This is a genomic window from Leifsonia xyli subsp. cynodontis, from assembly GCF_050632205.1.
GTDB lineage: Bacteria > Actinomycetota > Actinomycetes > Actinomycetales > Microbacteriaceae > Leifsonia > Leifsonia xyli_D.
Window position 1 is genome coordinate 770,140 of the sequence record NZ_CP192578.1, and the last position, 18,685, is coordinate 788,824.

The following is an 18,685-nucleotide window of genomic DNA, read 5'->3' on the forward strand; positions in this document are numbered from 1 at the left end:
GTGCCTGTCGAATCGATGGGTGTTCTACGCCCTGTTCTCTGTCGCAGGCGTAGGGCCGTCGATCCTGCGCCGACGGCGGTTCAAGCCTACTGGACGGCACCGATACACTGCTGAGCGTGTCAACTTGGTTCACCCGGCGACGGCCCTCCGTCGAGCTCCCGCGCCTGACGCAGCGGGCCCGTCCGGTCGCGACCGTGCGGGTGGACCTCCATGAGGTGATGCCCGACCTGCTGCCGTACCTGGGCCAGGCGGCGTACCTCCAGCTGGAGCAGTTCGAGACCCTCTCCCGGGTCGCCGCCGAGACGGACGACCTGCGCGCCAAGCAGCTGGTCTCGGCCGCGGCGGGGCACGCGCTGTCGAAGCACCAGGGGGTCGTGGCCGAGATCCGCCGGCGCGGCGACGAACCGGCCGCCGCGATGCAGCCGTTCGCCGTCGAGATCGAGGGCTTCAGCGCTCTCATCGTCGGCGCGGACTGGCGCGAGACGCTGCTCTCCGCGCTGGTGACGGGCGGCCTGCTGGACGACTTCTTCATCCGTCTCGCCGCAGGGCTCCCAGGTGATGTGGGGCCGCGCATCGCTCACCTGCTCGGCAGCGAGTCGGGCCAGGAGGGTGTCGTCGAGGTGCTGCGCGCCGAGATCGGGGCCGACCCGCAGCTGGCCTCCCGGCTGGCGATGTGGGGCCGCCGGCTCGTCGGCGACACGCTGCTCGTCGCGCGCTCGGCGCTGCACCTCTCGGGCAACCGCGCGACGGACGAGGAGCGCATCGAGCCGATCTTCACCGAGCTCATCGCGGCGCACACCCGGCGGATGGATGCGCTCGGGCTGACGGCCTAGCGCGAGCCCAGAAGCCGACCCGTCAGCGGGCGACGGCGCCCTTCGTGAGCGCGTGCAGCATCCGGTCGTCGCTCTGCGTGCGCAGGCGCCCGATCAGCACGTCCGACACCGCGACGACGAGGGCCGTGCCGAGCAGCGTGATCCACCAGATCCAGCCGCCGTCCCATTTCAGGCCGGCCCAGGTGAGGGCCACCCAGAGCACGGCGGCGGCGACCGCGCCCAGGGCCGGCATGAGCACGGCGCCGTGGGTGTGGCGGTTCGGCAGGAGGTAGCGCCCGGCGAGCCCGATGATGGCACCGCCGAGGACGACGAAGAGCAGTTCCACGAGTGGAGGCTAGCCGACGAAGCCGATCCGGCGCGATTCCTCGGTGCCGAACTCCACGTACGCGATGCCCGCGGTCGGGACGAGGTAGAGGCGGCCCTTGTCGTCGTGGAGCTTGAGGACCCCGCTGCCGTTCGTCACGGCGGTCTCCACCTGCGCGGTGAGCTCCTCGGCCGGCTGCGACGTCTCGAAGCTGAGCTCGCGGGGGGCGTTGACGATTCCGATGCGGATCTCCACGACGGTACCTTTCAGGTGTTATGGGCCATCTCGAGTCTGACCGGTGGCTGTGGGTTCAGACTACGGCACACGGCTCGCGGCCCCCGCTCGCGTTCTCTGTCGGCGGACGCCGTTAGCGTGATGGACATGACCACGCGAGGCTTCCGGATGCGCACCGACAGGGCGCTCGCTCCGGGCGCCGTCGCGACCCTCGATCCGGCGCTCGCCCCCGCACTCCATCCGCTGCTCGACAGCGCGCAGGCCGAGGTGCTCGGGCTGCCCGACGGCGCCTCCGCCGCGGTGCTCGGCGCGCCAGGCACGGGGAAGACGACCACGCTGGTGGAGGCCGTGGCCGAACGCGTGCTCGGCCGCGGTTACGGAACGGGCGAGGTGCTCGCCCTGAGCGCCTCACGAACGGCGGCGACGGCGCTGCGCGACCGCATCGCGCTGCGCCTCGAGGTGCCGACCAACGGTCCGCTCGCCCGCACCGCGACCTCCCTGGCCTTTCAGCTCGTGGGGAGCGCGCGCGCCGCACCGGCCTCGAGCCCCCGCGACTCCTCACCGGCGGCGAGCAGGACCAGATCATCGCCGAGCTGCTCAACGGCCACATCGAGGACGCCACCGGCCCCGTCTGGCCGGAGCCGCTGGTCGAGGAGGTGCGGATGCTGCGCGGCTTCCGCACCGAGCTCCGCGAGCTCATGGCCCGGTGCGCCGAACGCGGTGTGACGCCGTCGCGCCTCTCCGAGCTCGGCGCGATCACCGGCCACGACGAGTGGCGCGCCGCAGCCCGCTTCATCGGGGAGTACCAGCTCGTGGTCGACAGCTATCGCGGCGGTTTCGTCGACTCGGCCGAGCTGATCGCCTCTGCGGTGAACGTCGTGCGCGAGGGCAGTTCGCTCGACGGCCTGCGGGCGGTGTTCGTCGACGATCTGCAGGAGGCGACGGTCGCCACCCTGGCGCTGCTGCGCGCCTTCGCCGACCGCGGCGTCGCCGTTGTCGCCTTCGGCGATCCGGATGTGGCGTCCACCACTTTCCGTGGCGCCGAGGCGACCGCCCTGGGCCAGCTCGCGTCGCGCCTCGGCGTCCCGGTCACGCGGTTCGTGCTCACGACGGCGCATCGGCAGACGCCGGCCCTCCGCGAGCTGACGGCACGGGTGACCGAGCGGATCGGCGCGGCTGCGGCCGGCGTGCAGCGGATGGCGGCGGCCGGGCGACCCGAGCCGTCGCCGGCCGAGGCAGGCGCTGGTGCTGCCGCTGAGGCGGATGCCGCAGTCCCCGCCGCCCCACGGCCCGAGGTCGTCCGGCTGGTCGCCTCCTCCGCCCCGTCGGAGGCGTCACGGCTGGCGCGGAAGCTCCGCGAGCGGCACCTGCTCGACGGCGTGCCCTGGGGCGACATGGCCGTCATCGTCCGCTCCGGCGCGCACGTGCCGGCGCTGGCGCGTGCTCTCGCCGTGGCCGAGGTCCCCACGACGACGAGCATCGCGGGCCGCCCGCTCCGCGACGACTTCGCGGCGCGCCAGCTCGTCACCGTGGCGGGCGTCCAGCTGGGGGCGATCGAACTCACCCCGCTCGTCGCGACCGAGCTGCTGCTCGGCCCGTTCGGCGGCCTCGACAGCATCAGCCTGCGCCGGCTGCGGCTCGCCCTCCGGCAGGAGGAGCTCGCAGGCGACGGCAACCGCCCGGGCGACGAGCTCCTCGTGGAGGCCTTGCAGCATCCCGCGCACCTGGCGACCATCGACGCGTCGCCCGCCCGCCGCGCGGGACGGCTCGCCGAGACGCTGCGCTCCGGTCGCGAGAAGGCCGCGCAGGGCGCATCCATCGAGGAGCTGCTCTGGCACGTCTGGGAGCGCAGCGGGCTGGCGGCGCGCTGGCTCGAGCACTCCGAGCGCAGCGGCATCGTCGCGGATGAGGCGAACCGTCACCTCGACGGCGTCGTCGCCCTGTTCACCGCGGCCCGGCGCTTCGTCGAGCGCTCTCCCGAGCGGCCGGCCTCCGACTTCGTGGTCGAGCTGCTCGGCGCCGAGGTGCCGGAGGACACGCTGGCCGCGCGGACGTCCGCCGACGCCGTGCTCGTGTGCACGCCGAGCGCTGCGATCGGCCGCGAGTTCGAGGTGGTCGCGGTCGCGGGCCTCCAGGAGAGCGTCTGGCCGAACCTCCGCCTGCGCGGTTCGCTGCTGCATCCGCAGGAGCTGGCCGACGCGGTGGAGGGGCGGCCGACCGAGACCGAGGACGCCCGGGCCGAGGTGCTGGGCGACGAGCTGCGGATGTTCGCGCTGGCCGTCTCGCGCTCGCGCGGTCAGGTGATCCTCACGGCCACGGCCAACGACGACGAGCAGCCCTCGCCGTTCCTCCGGCTCGCCGAGGGGGTCGCGGTCGACGACGAGGACGAGGGCGCGCATCCGCTCTCGCTGCGAGGGATGGTCGGCCGGCTGCGCCGCCGGCTCGTGACGACCGGTTCGCCGGATGCGGCGGAGGCCCTCGCGCGCCTCGCGGGCGCCGAGGTCGACGGTGCCGACCCGGCCTCCTGGTACGGGCTGCTGGAGCCGTCGACGACGGAGCCGCTGGTCGACCTCGACGACCCGGAGGCGCTCGTCCGCGTCTCGCCGTCGCGGCTGGAGACCTTCGAGAAGTCGCCGCTGGCGTGGTTCGTGGACACGATGGCGGCCTCCCCGAGTGGGCTCGCCGCCGGCATCGGCACCGTCGTGCACGCCGTGATGGAGGAGGCGAGCACCAGCGAGGACCGCGACCTGAGCGTCGAGCGGCTGTGGCAGGGGATCGAGCGGCGCTGGGGCGAGCTCGCCTTCGAGTCGCCGTGGCTGGAGGAGAAGGAGCGGAGGCGCACGCGCACCCTCACGACCGGCGTCTCCGAGTATCTGCGCGACTTCGAACGCGCCGGCGGACGGCTGCTCGGTTCCGAGGGCTCCTTCGAGCTGAGGGTCGGCCGGGCGCTGGTGCGCGGCTCGATCGACCGCGTCGAGCGCACCCCCGACGGCACCGTGGTGATCGTGGACCTCAAGACCGGCAACCGAACGCCCTCGGCGGCCGAGGCGGCGGAGCACGCCCAGCTGGGGGCGTACCAGCTGGCGATGGCGCACGGCGCCGTGGAGCAGGCCGGTGACCTCCCCTCCGGGGGAGCGAAGCTGCTGTTCGTCGCCAAGGGCGTGCGCGGGAAGGGCTACCGCGAGGTGGCGCAGGACCGCGTCGACGACGACGGCCTCGAACGGCTCCGCGAGCGGGTGGCGCGGGCGGCCGACGGGATGGCGGCTGCGACGTTCGCCGGCGTCGTCGACCTCGGGGAACGCGACCCGCACGGGAAGTACGAGTACCGCATCCACCTGGTCCCGGCGGTCAGCGCAGGAGGAGGATCATGACGGACGAGGCGACGCGCATCGACGATGAGAGCCTTCTCGAGTGGGCGAGCGAGGAGGCGGCGCTCGACCTCGTCGAGCAGGCGTTCTCGCTGGCGGAGGACGAAACCGAGCAAGCGCCGCCGCGGCCCGTGCGCCGGCTCAGCGCCGCCGAGATCGCCGAGGCGCTCGGGCTGCCGATCCCGACGCGGCAGCAACAGGCCGTCATCGAGGCGCCGCTGCGCCCGGCGATCGTGGTCGCCGGGGCCGGCAGCGGCAAGACCGAGACGATGGCGAACCGCGTCGTCTGGCTGCTCGCGAACGGGCACGTGCGGGTCCCCGAGATCCTCGGCCTGACCTTCACCCGCAAGGCGGCGGGCGAGCTCGCGGGCCGCATCCGCGCGCGCATCGAGCAGCTGGTCGCATCCGGCGTCACCGACGTCGCGTTCGACCCGTTCGAAGCGCCCGAGGTGGCGACGTACAACGCCTTCGCGAACGCGATCTTCCGCGAGAACGCACTGCTGATCGGCCGGGAGCCCGAGTCGGCGGTGCTCAGCGAGGCGTCCGCGTGGCAGCTCGCCCGGCGGCTGGTCGTGGCGAGCACCGACGACCGCCTGGTCGAGCTGGACCGCGGCGTGGAGGCGGTGACGAGCGCCGTCGTCGGCCTCAGCCGGGCGCTCAGCGAGAACGTCGCCGACGCCGACGAGGTCGAGCGGATGGTGGAGGGGTTCGGACGCATCGCCGAGCTCCCCACGGGCAACGGCCGGGTGAAGGAGCTGTACGCCTCCGTGCGCTCGGCGGTTGATGCCGTCGGCTCGCTGCCGCCACTGCTCGACCTTGCCCGCGCGTTCGCCGACGAGAAGCGCCGCCGCGGTTTCGTCGAGTACTCCGATCAGGTCGCTCTCGCCCTCGCGGTGTGCGAACGCCTGCCGGAGGTGGTCGCCGACTACCGGCGCCGCTTCCGCGTCGTGCTGCTGGACGAGTACCAGGACACCTCGGTCGTTCAGACGCGCCTCTTATCCCGCCTCTTCGCCGGGCAGCCGGTGATGGCCGTCGGCGACCCCCACCAGTCGATCTACGGCTGGCGCGGCGCCAGCGCCGCCAACCTCGGCCGGTTCTCCGCCGACTTCACCGGCGAGCGGGCGGGCGACGCCGGCGCAGCGGACGAGTACGCGCTCAGCACGAGCTGGCGGAATCCGACGCGGGTGCTGGATGCCGCGAATATCCTCGTCGCGCCGCTGACGGCGGCCTCGCCCGTGCACGTGGAGCAGCTGCAGCCGCGACCGGGTGCCGTCGCCGGCGAACTGATGACCGTATTCGAGCAGACGGTCGCCGACGAGGCCGAGGGCGTCGCCCGCTGGATCGGCGAGCGGATGCGCGAGCGCGACTCCGACGGAGCACCGCCGAGCGCGGCCCTGCTCTGCCGGTCGCTCAAGAAGATCGACGTCTTCACCACCGCGCTCGCGCGCCACGGCATCCCGTATCACGTGCTTGGCCTGGGCGGCCTGCTGGAGCAGCCGGTGATCGCCGACCTGGTCAGCGCCCTCCGCGTGATGCACGACCCGACCGCTGGTTCCGAGCTGATCCGCCTGCTGACCGGCGCCAAGTGGCGTGTCGGCCCGAAGGACATCGCCGCCCTGCGCGACGTCGCCTCCTGGCTCGCCGAGCGCGACCACCGCCACCAGCGGCTCGATCCGGAGCTCCGCGACCGGTTGCGCCGCTCCGTCGCGGGGGAGGAGGGCGCGTCGCTCGTCGACGCCCTCGACTTCGTGCTCGAAGCGCCCGACGGCCACGGCCGGCTGGGGGTCTTCAGCGCGGCCGGACTCGAACGCATGCGCGACGCCGGCCGGCGCCTCGACCACCTGCGCTCCCGGGTCGGCCTCGACCTGCTCGACCTGGTCACCCTCGTTCAGCAGGAGCTGCTGCTCGACATCGAGGTCGCCGCGAACGAGACCGCCCAGCTCGGCCAGGCCAGCCTCGACGCCTTCGCCGAGCAGGTCGCTTCGTACCTCGCCGCCGACGACCAGGCGACCCTCGGGTCGTTCCTCTCCTGGCTGGCCGAAGCGGAACAGCGCGACAACCTGGCGCCGCGGAGCGAGGATGCCGAGCCCGGCACGGTGCAGATCCTCACCATCCACGGCGCCAAGGGCCTCGAATGGGACGTGGTGGCCGTGCCGCGCCTCGTCGACGGCGAGCTGCCCGGGCCGCCCCAGAGCCGAAAAGGCTGGCTGTCGTTCGGCCAGCTGCCGAACGAGTTCCGCGGAGACTCGGCCGAGCTTCCGGTGATCGCCTGGCGCACTGCGGAGACCCAGAAAGACGTGAACGACTCGATCGTCGCGTTCGAGGAGGAGAACGTCCGCCGCCACCTCGACGAACAGCGCCGGCTCATCTACGTGGCCGTGACGCGCGCCCGCCGACGGCTGCTGCTGAGCGGCTCGTACTGGTCGACGCAGACGAAGCCGCGCGGCCCCGGCTCCTACCTGCTCGAGCTGCAGGAGGCCGGGCTGCTGCCCGGCGACGCGTTCCCCGAGTGCGACGAGCCCGACGAGAACCCGCTCGCCCTCACCTCGACCGCCATCGCGTGGCCGCTCGAGCCCCTGGGAGCCCGCCGCAGCCGGGTGGAGGCGGCGGCCGAGGCGGTGCGCCGCGCCCGCGAGCGGGGAGCGGGCGACGGCGGCGTCTACGCGCGCGACCTCGACCTCCTGCTCGCCGAGCGCGCCCGGCGCGACGAGGAGGCCGGCCTCGTGGAACTGCCCACGCGCATCCCGGCGTCGCGGTTCAAGGACTACGTCAGCGATCCGGCCGCCGTGGCATCCGCCCTCCGGCGCCCCATGCCGGAGCGCCCGTACCGGCAGACCCGGCTCGGGACGCTGTTCCACGGCTGGGTGGAGGAGCGCTTCGGCACGCTCGCCGGCGCCGCGGACGAGCTGGATGCGTACAGCGCCGAACTCGACGACCCCGCCGGCGACATCCTCGAGGCGGAGCGCTTCGCGGAGCTGAAGGCGACCTTCGAGCGCAGCGAGTGGTCCGGGCGGCGGCCCGAAGAGGTCGAGCTGGAGATCCACATCACGCTGGCCGGTCAGGTGGTCGTCTGCAAGCTGGATGCGGTCTACCGGGCCGACGACGGGCGGCACGACTATCAGATCGTCGACTGGAAGACCGGCAAGGCCCCGCGCGACGCCGACGACCTGGAGCGCAAGCAGCTGCAGCTCGCGCTCTACCGGCTCGCCTTCGCCCGTTACGCCGAAGTCGACCCGGAGCGGATCGACGCGGTGTTCTACTTCGTGGCCGACGACCGCGTGGTGCGGCCGGAACGGCTCTACACGGAGGAGGAGCTGACGTCGCTCTGGTCGTCGGCCACCGGCTTCATCCCACCCGAGCGGCTGTAGCCCTCGGCGCGGTCGCCCGGGGTCCGGTCGAGCATCGCCTCGACGTCGGTGACGGCCATGATCGGACCGGTCGCGGTCGACAGCGGGTTCATCGAGTTGCTGTGCACCCGATCCACCAGTCCGTCGAGCATCTGCACCGCGTCGTCGACGATGGACTGGTCGCGCACCTCGCGGCCGTGCAGCAGCCAGCGGGCGACCTCCAGCTCGGCGTACAGCATGGCGCGCTGCGTGAACTGCCGGTCCGTGGCGACCTGCCGGGTGGAGGCGTACGCGCCGAGGGCGCCGTCGGTCGCCTCGGGGTTCATCGCCAGCAGCCAGTGCAGGTCGCGGGCCGGGTCGCCGACGCGCAGCGCCGACCAGCCGAGGACGCCGGAGACGACGTCGTTCTCGACCAGGAACGACTCCGCGGTGAGCGAGCCGTTGATCACGGTCGGCTGGAACTGCCAGATGGAGTGGTCGGCCGCGGCGTCACGCCAGCGGTCGCGCAGCGCGGTCGGCAGCAGACCGGTGGAGGCCGCGGCCTCGATCACCGAGCTCGCCGCCGTCAGGCATTCCGCGGCGGACATGACCGGCAGCCCGGCCTCGCCGACGAACGCGGTCGGGAGGGCATGGATGGCCGCGATGGCGTGACCGATCGAGCCGGCGAGGCCGTCGCCCGGGGGCACATCCTCGACCGCGATGTGGTGCCCCGGCAGGAAGTCGTAGACGACGGCGCGCGTGCCACCGACCGGCGCCTGCCCGAGGTAGCGGGGCACGTCGAACGGCAGGCGGCTGCGGATACCGGTGGTCAGCGCGCGCAGCGCCACCAGGTCGGCGCTCTGCTCCGACTCCGCCACCTGCGTGGTGGGGACGCGGATGATGACGGCGGAGCCGTCCCGGGAGCGGAGCAGCGCGGAGTCGAAGTCGCCCGCGCCGCCGCCGCTGTGACTGCGGGCGCCCGAGACGTCGAGGTCGGGGACGGCCGAGGTGGCCAGCGCGGCTAGAGTGAAGTGGGATCTGGCCATGCATCTAGGCTAAATGGACCTTCCTGCGTTCGGCCCCCGCCACGCCCCGAAAGGACCTCGATGTCGTCCGCCCCGACTCCCGCCCTCCCGCTCGCAGCGCTTCCGCTGTCGCGCCACGCGACCGACCGCGACCACGCGGCGCGTTCGCGCCCGGCGCTGTTCGACGAGCTGTGGCAGGAGCCGGAGACGCGGGTGCTCGCCCTCTGGAAGGGGCGCGCCCTCCTCACCGAGTCGAGCGTCGCGGCGGCCACTCCCGCCGCGGACGGCTGGTCGGCTCCGGATGCGGGCCCGGCCGAGCTGGAACTGCTCCCCGTCTCGCGCGTGACCTCCGCTCTCATCCGGGTCTACCTCGGCCGCACGACGGTCGATACCCCGTCGGAGCCGGCGGGTTCGGCCGTCGTGCTCGAGGTGCTCACCGACGCGGCCGCGCAGGAGCTGGAGCCCGACGAGGCTCGCTGGGGCAACCTCCGCACCGTCGCGACGGCGCTGGACGACCGGGACGCGGGGCTCTTCACCGAGGCGCTCGCCATGGCCAACTGGCACGCCTCGCACACGCACTGCCCGCGCTGCGGGTCCCCGACGGTCGTCGAGCAGGCCGGCTGGGTGCGCCGCTGCCTCGAGGACGGCTCGGAGGTCTTCCCGCGCACCGACCCTGCGGTCATCGTGACGGTGCTGGATGCGGACGACCGCCTGCTGCTCGGCTCGAACGCGATGTGGGAGAACTCCCGCTACTCGCTGCTCGCCGGCTTCGTAGAGCCGGGGGAGTCGTTCGAGGCGGCGGTGGAGCGCGAGATCTTCGAGGAGGCGGGAGTGCGCGTGGTGGATGCGCGATACAAGGGCTCGCAGCCGTGGCCGTTCCCGGCGTCGGTCATGGTCGGGATGACGGCGCGCCTCGCCGACGACCAGTCCGCCTCGGCGCTCGACCCGGACGGCGAGGAGATCCTCGACGTGCGGTGGTTCAGCCGCGACGAGCTATGGGCGGCGCGCGAGCAGATCATCCTCCCGGGGCGATCGTCGATCGCGCGCGCCCTCATCGAGGACTGGTACGGCGGCCCGCTCGACGAGCCGCCGGCGCCGTGAGCGCGGTCGCCTCCGGGCCGGACGCCCTGCTGGCCGGCCTGGATGCGCAGCAGCGCGTCGCGGCCGAAGCGCTGTTCGGGCCGGTGTGCATCCTCGCCGGCGCCGGCACGGGGAAGACCCGCGCGATCACGCACCGCATCGCGTACGGCGTGGCGTCGGGGGCCTACGCGCCGAACCGCGTCATGGCGCTCACCTTCACCAACCGCTCCGCGGCGGAACTGCGCGGGCGGCTGCGGCAGCTCGGCGCCGGAGGAGTGTCCGCACGCACGTTCCATTCCGCCGCCCTCGCCCAGCTGAACTACTTCTGGCCGCAGGTCGTCGGCGGTCAGCTGCCGTCGGTGCTCGACGGCAAGGGCCGCATCCTCGGTCATGCCGCCGAGACGCTCAAGCTGAAGGTGGACACGGCGACCTTGCGCGATGTCGCCGCCGAGATCGAGTGGCGCAAGGTCTCCGGACTGGCGATCGAGCAGTACACCGCGGCCGGCCGGCCGACGCCCGGAACCCTCTCGGCCGAGCAGGTGGCCGCCATGCTGCAGCGCTACGAGGACCTCAAGGACGAGCGCAAGCAGATCGACTTCGAGGATGTGCTGCTCGCCTGCGCGGGGATGATCGAGAGCGAGCCCGCCGTCGCGATGCAGGTGCGGGAGCAGTACCGCTTCTTCGTCGTGGACGAGTACCAGGACGTCTCGCCGCTGCAGCACGACCTCCTCTCCCTGTGGCTGGGCACGCGCAACGACCTCTGCGTGGTCGGAGACGCCAGCCAGACCATCTACTCGTTCGCGGGCGCCCGCAGCGACTACCTTCTCGGCTTCGAGCGCGAGCATCCCGGCGCGACCGTGGTGCGGCTGGAGCAGAACTACCGCTCGACGCCGCCGGTGATCGACACCGCCAACCGGTTGATGCGCGGACGCTCCGGCGCGCTCACCCTGCGGCCCGCGGAGGTCGTGCACGACGACGCCCGCGCCGCCGAGCCCGTGCCCGAGCCGGTCGCCTACGAGGACGACCGCGCCGAGGCGCGCGCGGTGGCCGAGCAGATCGCCGCAGAACTCGCGGCGGGGGCGAAGCCGGAGCACATCGCCGTCCTCTATCGCGTGAACGTGCAGGCGGCGGCGCTCGAGCAGGCCCTCGGCGACCGGGGGATCAGCTACCAGATCCGCGGCGCGAAGCGGTTCTTCGACCTGCCGGAGGTGCGGCAGGCGCTCATGTCGCTGCGCGCCGCGAGCCTCGTCGCGACCGACGACCCGCTGTTCAAGTCGGTGAGCGACGTCCTCCGCTCGCTCGGCTGGTCGGTGCAGCCTCCGGACGCGCGGGGCGCCGTGCGCGAGCGCTGGGAGTCGCTCAACGCCCTCGCCGGGCTGGTGGATGAGCAGCCCCCGGGCAGACGCTCCGCGGCTTCACCGACGAGCTGCTCGCCCGGCAGGCCGGCCAGCACGAGCCGACGATGTCGGCCGTCACCCTCGCCACCCTCCACGCGGCGAAGGGCCTGGAGTGGCCGTCCGTGTACCTGGTGGGACTGAGCGAGGGCCTGGTCCCGATCAGCTACGCCGGCACCTTCGAGCAGGTGGATGAGGAGCGCCGCTTGCTCTACGTCGGCATCACGCGTGCCCGCCGCCGCCTGCGCCTCAGCTGGTCGGCGCGCGGCAACCAGCCGGGGCGGCCATCCCTGCGGCAGCCGTCGCGGTTCCTCGCGGAGCTGCGTCCCGTCGCCGCCCGGCCGCCGGTCACGGCGGAAGCCCCAGGCAGCCGCACGCGGGGTGCGGCGCCCACTCGCGGCTGACCCAGTCCACGCCGCCGATCACCAGCCGCGCGGCCGTCCCGCCGCGCATCGCCGCCCCGGCGGTCGCCCCCGCCCTGGCGGCTGCCCCCACCCCAGCACCCGCCGGCGCCCCAGCACCCGCCCCCACCCCAGCGCCCGCCACCTCCCGCAGCAGCACCCCCGCGGCCCGAGCCGCCGCGGCCGCCGCCGCGACCGCCGTCTCGCCCGGCGCCCGACGCGTGTGCAGCTGCGTCGCCATCGCCGGCCACGCCGGGTCGGCGTCGGTGCGGTGCAGGTCGAGGCAGCGCAGGCAGGGCCCGCGGCCGGGCCGGACGTAGGGCCCGACCACGACGCCGCCGTCGCCGAAGACGATCGGGAGGTGCGGCACGTCACGGCGCAGCCAGCGCGCGTGCCGCTGCGGCTCGACGGCGTACGACGCGACGATCACGGCCGCATCCGCCCGCTCCACGGCCGGGTCGTCCCAGCGCAGGCCGCTCCGCACCTCCACACCCGCATCGGCGAGCAGGCCCTCGAGTGCCGCCGCCGTCGCTCCCGCGCCGTCGAGCACGACCAGCCGAGGCTGCGGCGGCTCGGCGCTCGCCGCGGCGAGCACGGGCGCGAGGCGGTCGAGCAGCGCCTCGGCGTCGCCCGGATCCGCTCGCGCCCGATCGGCGACCAGCTGCAGACCTTCTCTCGTCACTCCGGCACTGAGCGCGACCAGCATGCGCTCGTCGGCAGAGGTCACCTCGTCGAGCACGAGCGCCGGTTCGTCGACGCCGAACTGGAGGCAGCGCGGGGTGCGCCAGACGCTGGGGATGCGGGAGTCGAGTACGAGGACCATCCCCGAATCCTGCCCGAGCGGTCACCCCGATCCCGCGTTGTCCACAGGATGGATTTCCGGAAGGAGCCCATCCACAGGAGGCGTCAGTCCTCGGTGGGCCGGTCCCGGTCGTCGCGCAGCAGGTCTTCGATCGCCTGGTCGAGCTCGTCCTGCTCCGGCTCCTGCCCGGTCGCGGCGGCGGTCAGCCGGGCGACGAGCGCGGACGGGTCGTCGAGGTCCGACGACTGGGGGAGCAGGTCGGGGTGCGACCACAGGCCGTCGCGGGCGTCCATCCCGACCGCGTCGGTGACGGCCTGCCACATCGCGGCCGCATCGCGCAGGCGCCGCGGCCGCAGCTCGAGGCCGACGAGTGTCGCGAACGCCGACTCGGCGGGGCCCCCCGAGGCGCGCCGGCGGCGCACCGTCTCGGCGATCGCATCCGCACGCGGCAGCAGTCGCGTCGCGTTCGCGGTGACGACGTCGACCCAGCCCTCGACGAGTGCCAGCACCGTCTCGAGCCGCGCCAGCGCCTCCTGCTGTTCCTCGGTGCGCGGCGGGATGAGCCGCCCGCTCACCATGGCGTCGCGCAGCTCCTCCGGGTTCGACGGGTCGAAGTTCTCGGCGAGCGACTCCAGCGCGTCCGTGTCGATCGTGATGCCCTTGGCGAAGGCGGTGATCTGGGTGATCAGCTGCAGCCGCAGCCACTTGGCATGCCGGAACAGGCGCGCGTGCGCCAGCTCGCGCACGGCCAGGTACAGCTGGATCTGGTCGGCGGGGATGTCGAGTCCCTCGCCGAACCCCTCGACGTTCTGTGGGATGAGCGCCGCCTGGCCGTCCGGGAGCAGCGGGATGCCGATGTCGCCGCCCGAGACGACCTCCTTCGACAGCTGCCCGACGACCTGGCCGAGCTGCATGGCGAACAGGGCGCCGCCGATCGAGCGCATGACCTGGCCGGCGTTCTGCAGCATGGCCTGCATCTCCTCCGGCGCCTGCTCGGAGAGCACGCGGGTGAGGGCGTCGGAGATGCTCAGCGCGACCGGCTCGGCCAGCTGCGTCCAGAGCGGCATGGTCTGCCGGGCCCACTCGGCGCGGCCGATCAGCTCGGGTGTGCTGTTGAGCTCCGCCACGCCCGTCGCCTGGTCGAGCCAGAGGGCAGCCACGTGGAAGGCCTGATCGAGGGAGGCGCGCTCGGCCGGAGTGACGGCGTGGCCGCCGTCGGAGGCGAGTTGCCGCGCCTGCTGCTGGGCGATGTCCCAGTTGATCCCGCCGCCCGGGTTCATCAGCGCGTTCTGCAGCTGCCCGAGGAGCGCCTGGATGCTGGCCGGGTCGTTCGGCAGCCCCGCGGCGCCGGCCAGCCGGCTCGGGTCGATCGACGCCCCGTTCCCCGAGAGGAACTGGCTCAGCATGTCGCGCAGCTCGTCGTCGTCGCGGTGCGGGTCCCGGTCGTCGTCGCGATCGTCGGCCATGGTCAGCGTCCCTCTTCTCGAAGTGAGCCGGCCGTCGGAGGAAGAGCCGTCGGCTCGGCTTCAGGCTCGTGATCTACGCTAGCCGCTGGCGCCGGGGAGGCGGGTGGGAATTGGCCTATGCTCGCCTTCGGGCCGTGCGCCCGTGGCGAACATCGAACCGAGAGGACGGGCCGTGACCCTGTTCAGCGACGACCGGCCGACGCTGCAGGGCGAGGAGGAGCCGGTCCGCGTGGCGCCGCCTCGGCGCATCATCGTCGGCTGGGCCGCGATCGCCGTCGCCGTCGTCCTGGCGCTCGTGCTCGCGCTCGTTCCCGCCCCGTTCGTCATCGAGCAGCCGGGCCCGGTGTTCAACACCCTGGGCACCGACCAACAGGTCGGGGCCGAGCCGAGCAGCGACGCGAAGCAGCTGATCAGCATCCCGGACAAGAAGACGTACCCGACCTCGGGCTCGCTCGACCTGCTCACCGTCTCGGTCGTCGGGAACCCCGAGCAGCGGCCGAGCTGGTTCGAGATCGCCGGCGCGTGGTTCCAGCCGAGCAAGGCGGTCCTCCCTCTCGAGACGGTCTTCCCGCCCGGCACGACGACCGAGCAGTCCAACGCCGAGAACGCGGCCCTGATGGTCGACTCCCAGCAGGATGCGATCGCCGCGGCCCTCAGCCAGCTCGGCTACACCTTCCCCGAGAACGTCGCCGTCAAGCAGGTCATCACGGGCACACCCGCCGCCGACGCGCTGAAAGTCGGGGACGAGATCACGTCGGTGAACGGCGAGAAGGTCCAGAGCGTGCAGGAGCTGCGGGATGCGGTCAAGGCGAACGGCGCGGGGAAGCCCGCGAAACTCGGCATCACGCGCGACGGGGCGGCGTCGACCGTGTCGATCACCCCGATCGAGTCGCAGGGGCAGGTCGTGCTGGGCATCGGGGCCGGGATGGACTACACCTTCCCGTTCGACGTCAAGATCCAGCTGAACGACGTGGGCGGCCCCAGCGCCGGGCAGATGTTCGCGCTGGGGATCATGGACAAGCTGACTCCGGGCTCGCTCAACGGCGGCAAGCGCGTCGCCGGCACCGGCACCATCGACAACGCGGGCGAGATCGGCCCGATCGGCGGCATCCGGCAGAAGATGTACGCCGCGCGCGACACCGGCAAGGCGAGCTACTTCCTGGCTCCCGCGTCCAACTGCGACGAGGTCACCGGTCACATCCCGGCCGGCCTGCATGTGTTCGCGGTGAAGACGCTCGCCGACTCGCTCAAGGTGCTGGAGGCGGTGCGCGGCGGGAAGAGCACGGCCGGTCTTCCCAGCTGCCCCGCAGGCTGATCCCTGCCGGGCCGCAGCATTCTCCAAGCGTCCGTTGCCTAGGATGGTTCTCGCCCCCGCCACGCGAGACCAAGAAGGCCATACGTGAGTTCACCAGCTGCAGTTCGACCTCCCGGCCGCCGGCGCGCGGCCATCTGGATCACCCTGGGGGCGATCGTCGCGGTCGTCATCCTGTTCTTCGTCTTCGCAGGGCTGTACGCCGACATCCTCTGGTACAACCAGCTCGGCTACCTCAACGTGCTGACGACGCAGTGGTTCGCCGGCATCACGATGTTCTTCATCGGGTTCCTCGGCATGGCGCTGCCGCTGTGGCTGTCGATCCAGCTCGCGTACCGCCTGCGGCCGGTCTACGCGAAGCTCAACTCGCAGCTCGACCGCTACCAGCAGGTCATCGAGCCGCTCCGCCGTCTGGCGATGTACGGCATCCCGATCGTCTTCGGCATCTTCGCGGGCGTCAGCACGGCGAGCCGCTGGCAGGCCGCGGCGCTCTGGCTGAACGGCACCTCCTACGGCAAGACCGACCCGCTGTTCCACCTCGACATCGGTTTCTACCTGTTCGCGCTGCCGTTCTACCGCAGCGCCGTCGGCTTCGCCTCGGCGGTCGTGCTGATCTCGCTGCTGGCGACCCTCGCCACCTGCTACCTGTACGGCTCGATCCGCGTCAGCGGGCGTGAGGTTCGCATCTCGCGCGCCGCGCGCATCCAGATCTCCGTGATCTCGGCCCTCTACCTGCTCCTGCAGGGCATCAGCATCTGGCTCGACCGCTACGCGACGGTGACCGATTCCAACGTCAACGACATGATCAACGGCGCCGCGTACACCGACGTGAACGCGACCATCCCGGGCCGTGCCATCCTCGCCGGCGCGGCGATCTTCGTCGCCATCCTGTTCGTCCTGACCGCCTTCATCGGCCGGTGGCGCTTCCCGATCGTCGGCACAGCGCTGCTCATCGTCGCCGCGCTCGTCGTCGGTGCGATCGTGCCCTGGGTGGTGCAGCGCTTCCAGGTCGACCCGAGCCAGAAGACGCTCGAGTCGCCGTACGTGCAGAAGGGGATCGACTCGACGCGCGAGGCGTACGACCTCAGCGACATCGAGACCATCCCGTACAACGCCAAGACGACCGCCGAGCAGGGCGCCCTCCGGCAGGACGCGCAGACGACGGCGCAGATCCGCATCCTCGACCCCGCCGTGGTCAGCCCGTCGTTCCGGCAGCTGCAGCAGTTCCGCCAGTACTACGCGTTCCCCGAGAAGCTCAACGTCGACCGCTACCGCATCAACGGCACCGAGCAGGATGCGGTGGTCGCGGTCCGCGAGCTGCAGCAGTCCGGCCTGAGCGGCGCCCGCAACTGGTTCAACGACACCATCGTCTACACCCACGGCTACGGGATGGTCGCCGCTTACGGCAACCAGCGCTCGCCGGATGGGCAGCCGGTGTTCATGGAATCCGGCATCCCGACCACCGGGACGCTCGGCACCTACCAGCCGCGCATCTACTTCGGCGAGCAGTCGCCCACGTACTCGATCGTCGGCGCGCCGTCGGGTTCCAAGCCGGTCGAGCTCGACTACCCGGGCGGTGCGGACGGCGCTCAGCAGACGTACACGTCGTTCAGCGGCAACGGCGGCCCGAAGCTCGACAACATCTTCAAGCGGCTGGTCTACGCGCTGAAGTTCCAGGACGAGCAGATCGTCCTGTCCGACGCCGTCAACAGCAACTCGCAGATCCTCTACGACCGCGACCCGATCAAGCGCGTGCAGAAGGTGGCGCCCTACCTGACCCTCGACTCGCAGGCGTACCCGGCGGTCGTGGACGGGCAGGTCAAGTGGATCATCGACGGGTACACGACGAGCGATCAGTTCCCGTACTCGCACGTCGGCAGCCTCAGCGAGGCGACCGCGGACAAGGATACGCCCAAGCCCGCGTACGCCTTCGACGACATCAACTACATCCGCAACTCGGTGAAGGCCACGGTCGACGCGTACGACGGCTCCGTCACGCTGTACGCCTGGGACACCAAGGACCCGGTGCTGAAGACGTGGGAGAAGGTCTTCCCGACCACGGTGAAGCCGGTGACCGACATGAGCGCCGCGCTGATGAGCCACGTGCGCTACCCGTCCGACCTGTTCAAGGTGCAGCGGTCGGTGCTCGGCCAGTACCACGTGACCGACGCCGGGTCGTTCTACTCGCGCGAGGACGCCTGGACGACACCGAACGACCCGACCTCGCCCTCGAGCAACCCGGCGCTGCAGCCTCCGTACTACCTGACGATGAAGATGCCGGGTCAGAAGGCGCCCGCCTTCTCGCTCTACTCGACGTTCATCCCGCAGGGCACGAGCGAGTCGAGCCGATCGGTGCTGAAGGGCTACCTGGCGGTGGATGCGGACGCCGGCTCCGAGAAGGGCAAACCCGCCTCCGGCTACGGCAAGCTCCGGCTGCTGCAGCTGCCGTCGAGCGACACCATCCCGGGCCCCGGCCAGATGCAGAACCAGTTCGACTCCGACCCGACGGTCTCGCAGCAGCTGAACCTGCTGCGCCAGGGCAAGTCGGAGGTCATCAACGGCAACCTGCTGACGGTCCCGGTCGGCGGCGGCCTGCTGTACGTGCAGCCGGTCTACGTCCGGTCGTCCGGTGAGACCAGCTACCCGCTGCTGCAGAAGGTGCTCGTGGCCTTCGGCGACAAGATCGAGTTCGAGGACACGCTCGACCAGGCTCTGGATGCGCTGTTCGGCGGTGACTCGGGCGCCCAGGCGGGCGACAAGAACGTCCCGACGGGCGGCGGCACGACGGGCGGGCAGACCGGGGGAGGTCAGACGACGGGCGGCAGCTCCGGAAGCGGCTCGACCGCGGGCAACGCGGCGCTGCAGGAGGCACTGCAGCGTGCGAACCAGGCGCTCGCCGACAGCCAGGCGGCTCTGAAGGCCGGCGACTGGACCGCGTACGGCGAGGCGCAGAAGCGTCTGCAGCAGGCCATCTCCGACGCGGTCACCGCGGAGGGCCAGCCGGCCGCCACGTCGAAGTAACCAGCCCGCAGGAACGGCCCGCGACGTCTCGCGCGGGCCGTTCCGCGTATCGTCGGGCGGCGAGCGAAGTGCCGCCCCGAAATAGGGGAGGTGGAAAAAGACCGGCCGGACTCTTGCCT

The 18,685-nt window shown here is 72.3% G+C and carries 12 protein-coding genes and 1 pseudogene; 8 read left to right on the plus strand and 5 right to left on the minus strand.

Annotated features, from left to right (window positions below; genetic code table 11):
- The first annotated feature begins 116 nt into the window (after positions 1–116).
- Positions 117–833: a ferritin-like fold-containing protein gene (locus ACQ86M_RS03805; protein ID WP_431220799.1), complete on the plus strand. Its 717-nt coding sequence runs from the start codon at positions 117–119 to the stop codon at positions 831–833.
- A gap of 22 nt (positions 834–855) precedes the next feature.
- Here ACQ86M_RS03805 and ACQ86M_RS03810 read toward each other — a convergent pair whose 3' ends face one another.
- Both ACQ86M_RS03810 and ACQ86M_RS03815 read right to left on the minus strand, forming a co-directional pair.
- Entirely contained in the window at positions 856–1,158 is a 303-nt protein-coding gene (locus ACQ86M_RS03810) for a hypothetical protein (protein WP_431247105.1), read from the minus strand.
- Positions 1,159–1,167: 9 nt separating this feature from the next.
- Entirely contained in the window at positions 1,168–1,392 is a 225-nt protein-coding gene (locus tag ACQ86M_RS03815) for a DUF3107 domain-containing protein (protein WP_431220801.1), read from the minus strand.
- Positions 1,393–1,518: 126 nt separating this feature from the next.
- Between ACQ86M_RS03815 and ACQ86M_RS03820 the strand changes: the two genes are divergently transcribed.
- Genes ACQ86M_RS03820 through ACQ86M_RS03830 form a run of 3 tightly spaced genes read left to right on the plus strand, consistent with a single transcriptional unit; the run spans position 1,519 to position 8,107 of the window.
- Entirely contained in the window at positions 1,519–2,097 is a 579-nt protein-coding gene (locus ACQ86M_RS03820; RefSeq protein WP_431247106.1) for a UvrD-helicase domain-containing protein, read from the plus strand.
- Positions 2,034–4,742, plus strand: coding sequence for a PD-(D/E)XK nuclease family protein (locus ACQ86M_RS03825; protein WP_431247107.1), 2,709 nt, complete (start codon positions 2,034–2,036; stop codon positions 4,740–4,742). Before ACQ86M_RS03820 ends, ACQ86M_RS03825 begins: the two co-directional genes overlap by 64 nt.
- Positions 4,739–8,107: a UvrD-helicase domain-containing protein gene (locus ACQ86M_RS03830; protein ID WP_431247108.1), complete on the plus strand. Its 3,369-nt coding sequence runs from the start codon at positions 4,739–4,741 to the stop codon at positions 8,105–8,107. Before ACQ86M_RS03825 ends, ACQ86M_RS03830 begins: the two co-directional genes overlap by 4 nt.
- On the opposite strand, the gene ACQ86M_RS03835 is transcribed toward ACQ86M_RS03830, so the two are convergent.
- A complete protein-coding gene (locus ACQ86M_RS03835; protein ID WP_431247109.1) occupies positions 8,038–9,111 on the minus strand; it encodes a phosphotransferase in 1,074 nt (357 codons plus the stop codon). The genes ACQ86M_RS03830 and ACQ86M_RS03835 overlap by 70 nt on opposite strands.
- A gap of 60 nt (positions 9,112–9,171) precedes the next feature.
- Between ACQ86M_RS03835 and nudC the strand changes: the two genes are divergently transcribed.
- Both nudC and ACQ86M_RS03845 read left to right on the plus strand, forming a co-directional pair.
- Complete coding sequence (gene nudC / locus ACQ86M_RS03840; RefSeq protein ID WP_431247110.1) at positions 9,172–10,191, plus strand: NAD(+) diphosphatase; 1,020 nt, start codon at positions 9,172–9,174, stop codon at positions 10,189–10,191.
- A pseudogene (locus ACQ86M_RS03845) lies at positions 10,188–11,968 on the plus strand (ATP-dependent helicase). Before nudC ends, ACQ86M_RS03845 begins: the two are co-directional and overlap by 4 nt.
- On the opposite strand, the gene ACQ86M_RS03850 reads toward ACQ86M_RS03845, so the two are convergent.
- Both ACQ86M_RS03850 and ACQ86M_RS03855 read right to left on the minus strand, forming a co-directional pair.
- Positions 11,913–12,788: a TOMM precursor leader peptide-binding protein gene (locus ACQ86M_RS03850; RefSeq protein ID WP_431247111.1), complete on the minus strand. Its 876-nt coding sequence runs from the start codon at positions 12,786–12,788 to the stop codon at positions 11,913–11,915. The pseudogene ACQ86M_RS03845 and the gene ACQ86M_RS03850 overlap by 56 nt on opposite strands.
- 83 nt (positions 12,789–12,871) lie before the next feature.
- Positions 12,872–14,233: a zinc-dependent metalloprotease gene (locus tag ACQ86M_RS03855; protein ID WP_431247112.1), complete on the minus strand. Its 1,362-nt coding sequence runs from the start codon at positions 14,231–14,233 to the stop codon at positions 12,872–12,874.
- A gap of 172 nt (positions 14,234–14,405) precedes the next feature.
- Here ACQ86M_RS03855 and ACQ86M_RS03860 point away from each other — a divergent pair, with 172 nt between their 5' ends.
- Together ACQ86M_RS03860 and ACQ86M_RS03865 are read left to right on the plus strand one after the other, a co-directional pair.
- Positions 14,406–15,548 carry a YlbL family protein gene (locus tag ACQ86M_RS03860; RefSeq protein ID WP_431247113.1) on the plus strand — a complete coding sequence of 381 codons (1,143 nt, stop codon included), beginning with the start codon at positions 14,406–14,408 and terminating at the stop codon, positions 15,546–15,548.
- An 84-nt stretch (positions 15,549–15,632) separates the two neighbouring features.
- Positions 15,633–18,566, plus strand: coding sequence for a UPF0182 family protein (locus ACQ86M_RS03865; RefSeq protein ID WP_431247114.1), 2,934 nt, complete (start codon positions 15,633–15,635; stop codon positions 18,564–18,566).
- The last annotated feature ends 119 nt before the right edge of the window (positions 18,567–18,685 follow it).

Excerpts from the sequence above, each read along its gene's own strand:
- ACQ86M_RS03820 (WP_431247106.1), top strand. The coding sequence starts at position 1,519 with ATGACCACGCGAGGCTTCCGGATGCGCACCGACAGGGCGCTCGCTCCG.
- ACQ86M_RS03825 (WP_431247107.1), top strand. The coding sequence starts at position 2,034 with ATGCTGCGCGGCTTCCGCACCGAGCTCCGCGAGCTCATGGCCCGGTGC.
- ACQ86M_RS03830 (WP_431247108.1), top strand. The coding sequence starts at position 4,739 with ATGACGGACGAGGCGACGCGCATCGACGATGAGAGCCTTCTCGAGTGG.
- ACQ86M_RS03835 (WP_431247109.1), bottom strand. The coding sequence starts at position 9,111 with ATGGCCAGATCCCACTTCACTCTAGCCGCGCTGGCCACCTCGGCCGTC.
- nudC (WP_431247110.1), top strand. The coding sequence starts at position 9,172 with ATGTCGTCCGCCCCGACTCCCGCCCTCCCGCTCGCAGCGCTTCCGCTG.
- ACQ86M_RS03850 (WP_431247111.1), bottom strand. The coding sequence starts at position 12,788 with ATGGTCCTCGTACTCGACTCCCGCATCCCCAGCGTCTGGCGCACCCCG.
- ACQ86M_RS03855 (WP_431247112.1), bottom strand. The coding sequence starts at position 14,233 with ATGGCCGACGATCGCGACGACGACCGGGACCCGCACCGCGACGACGAC.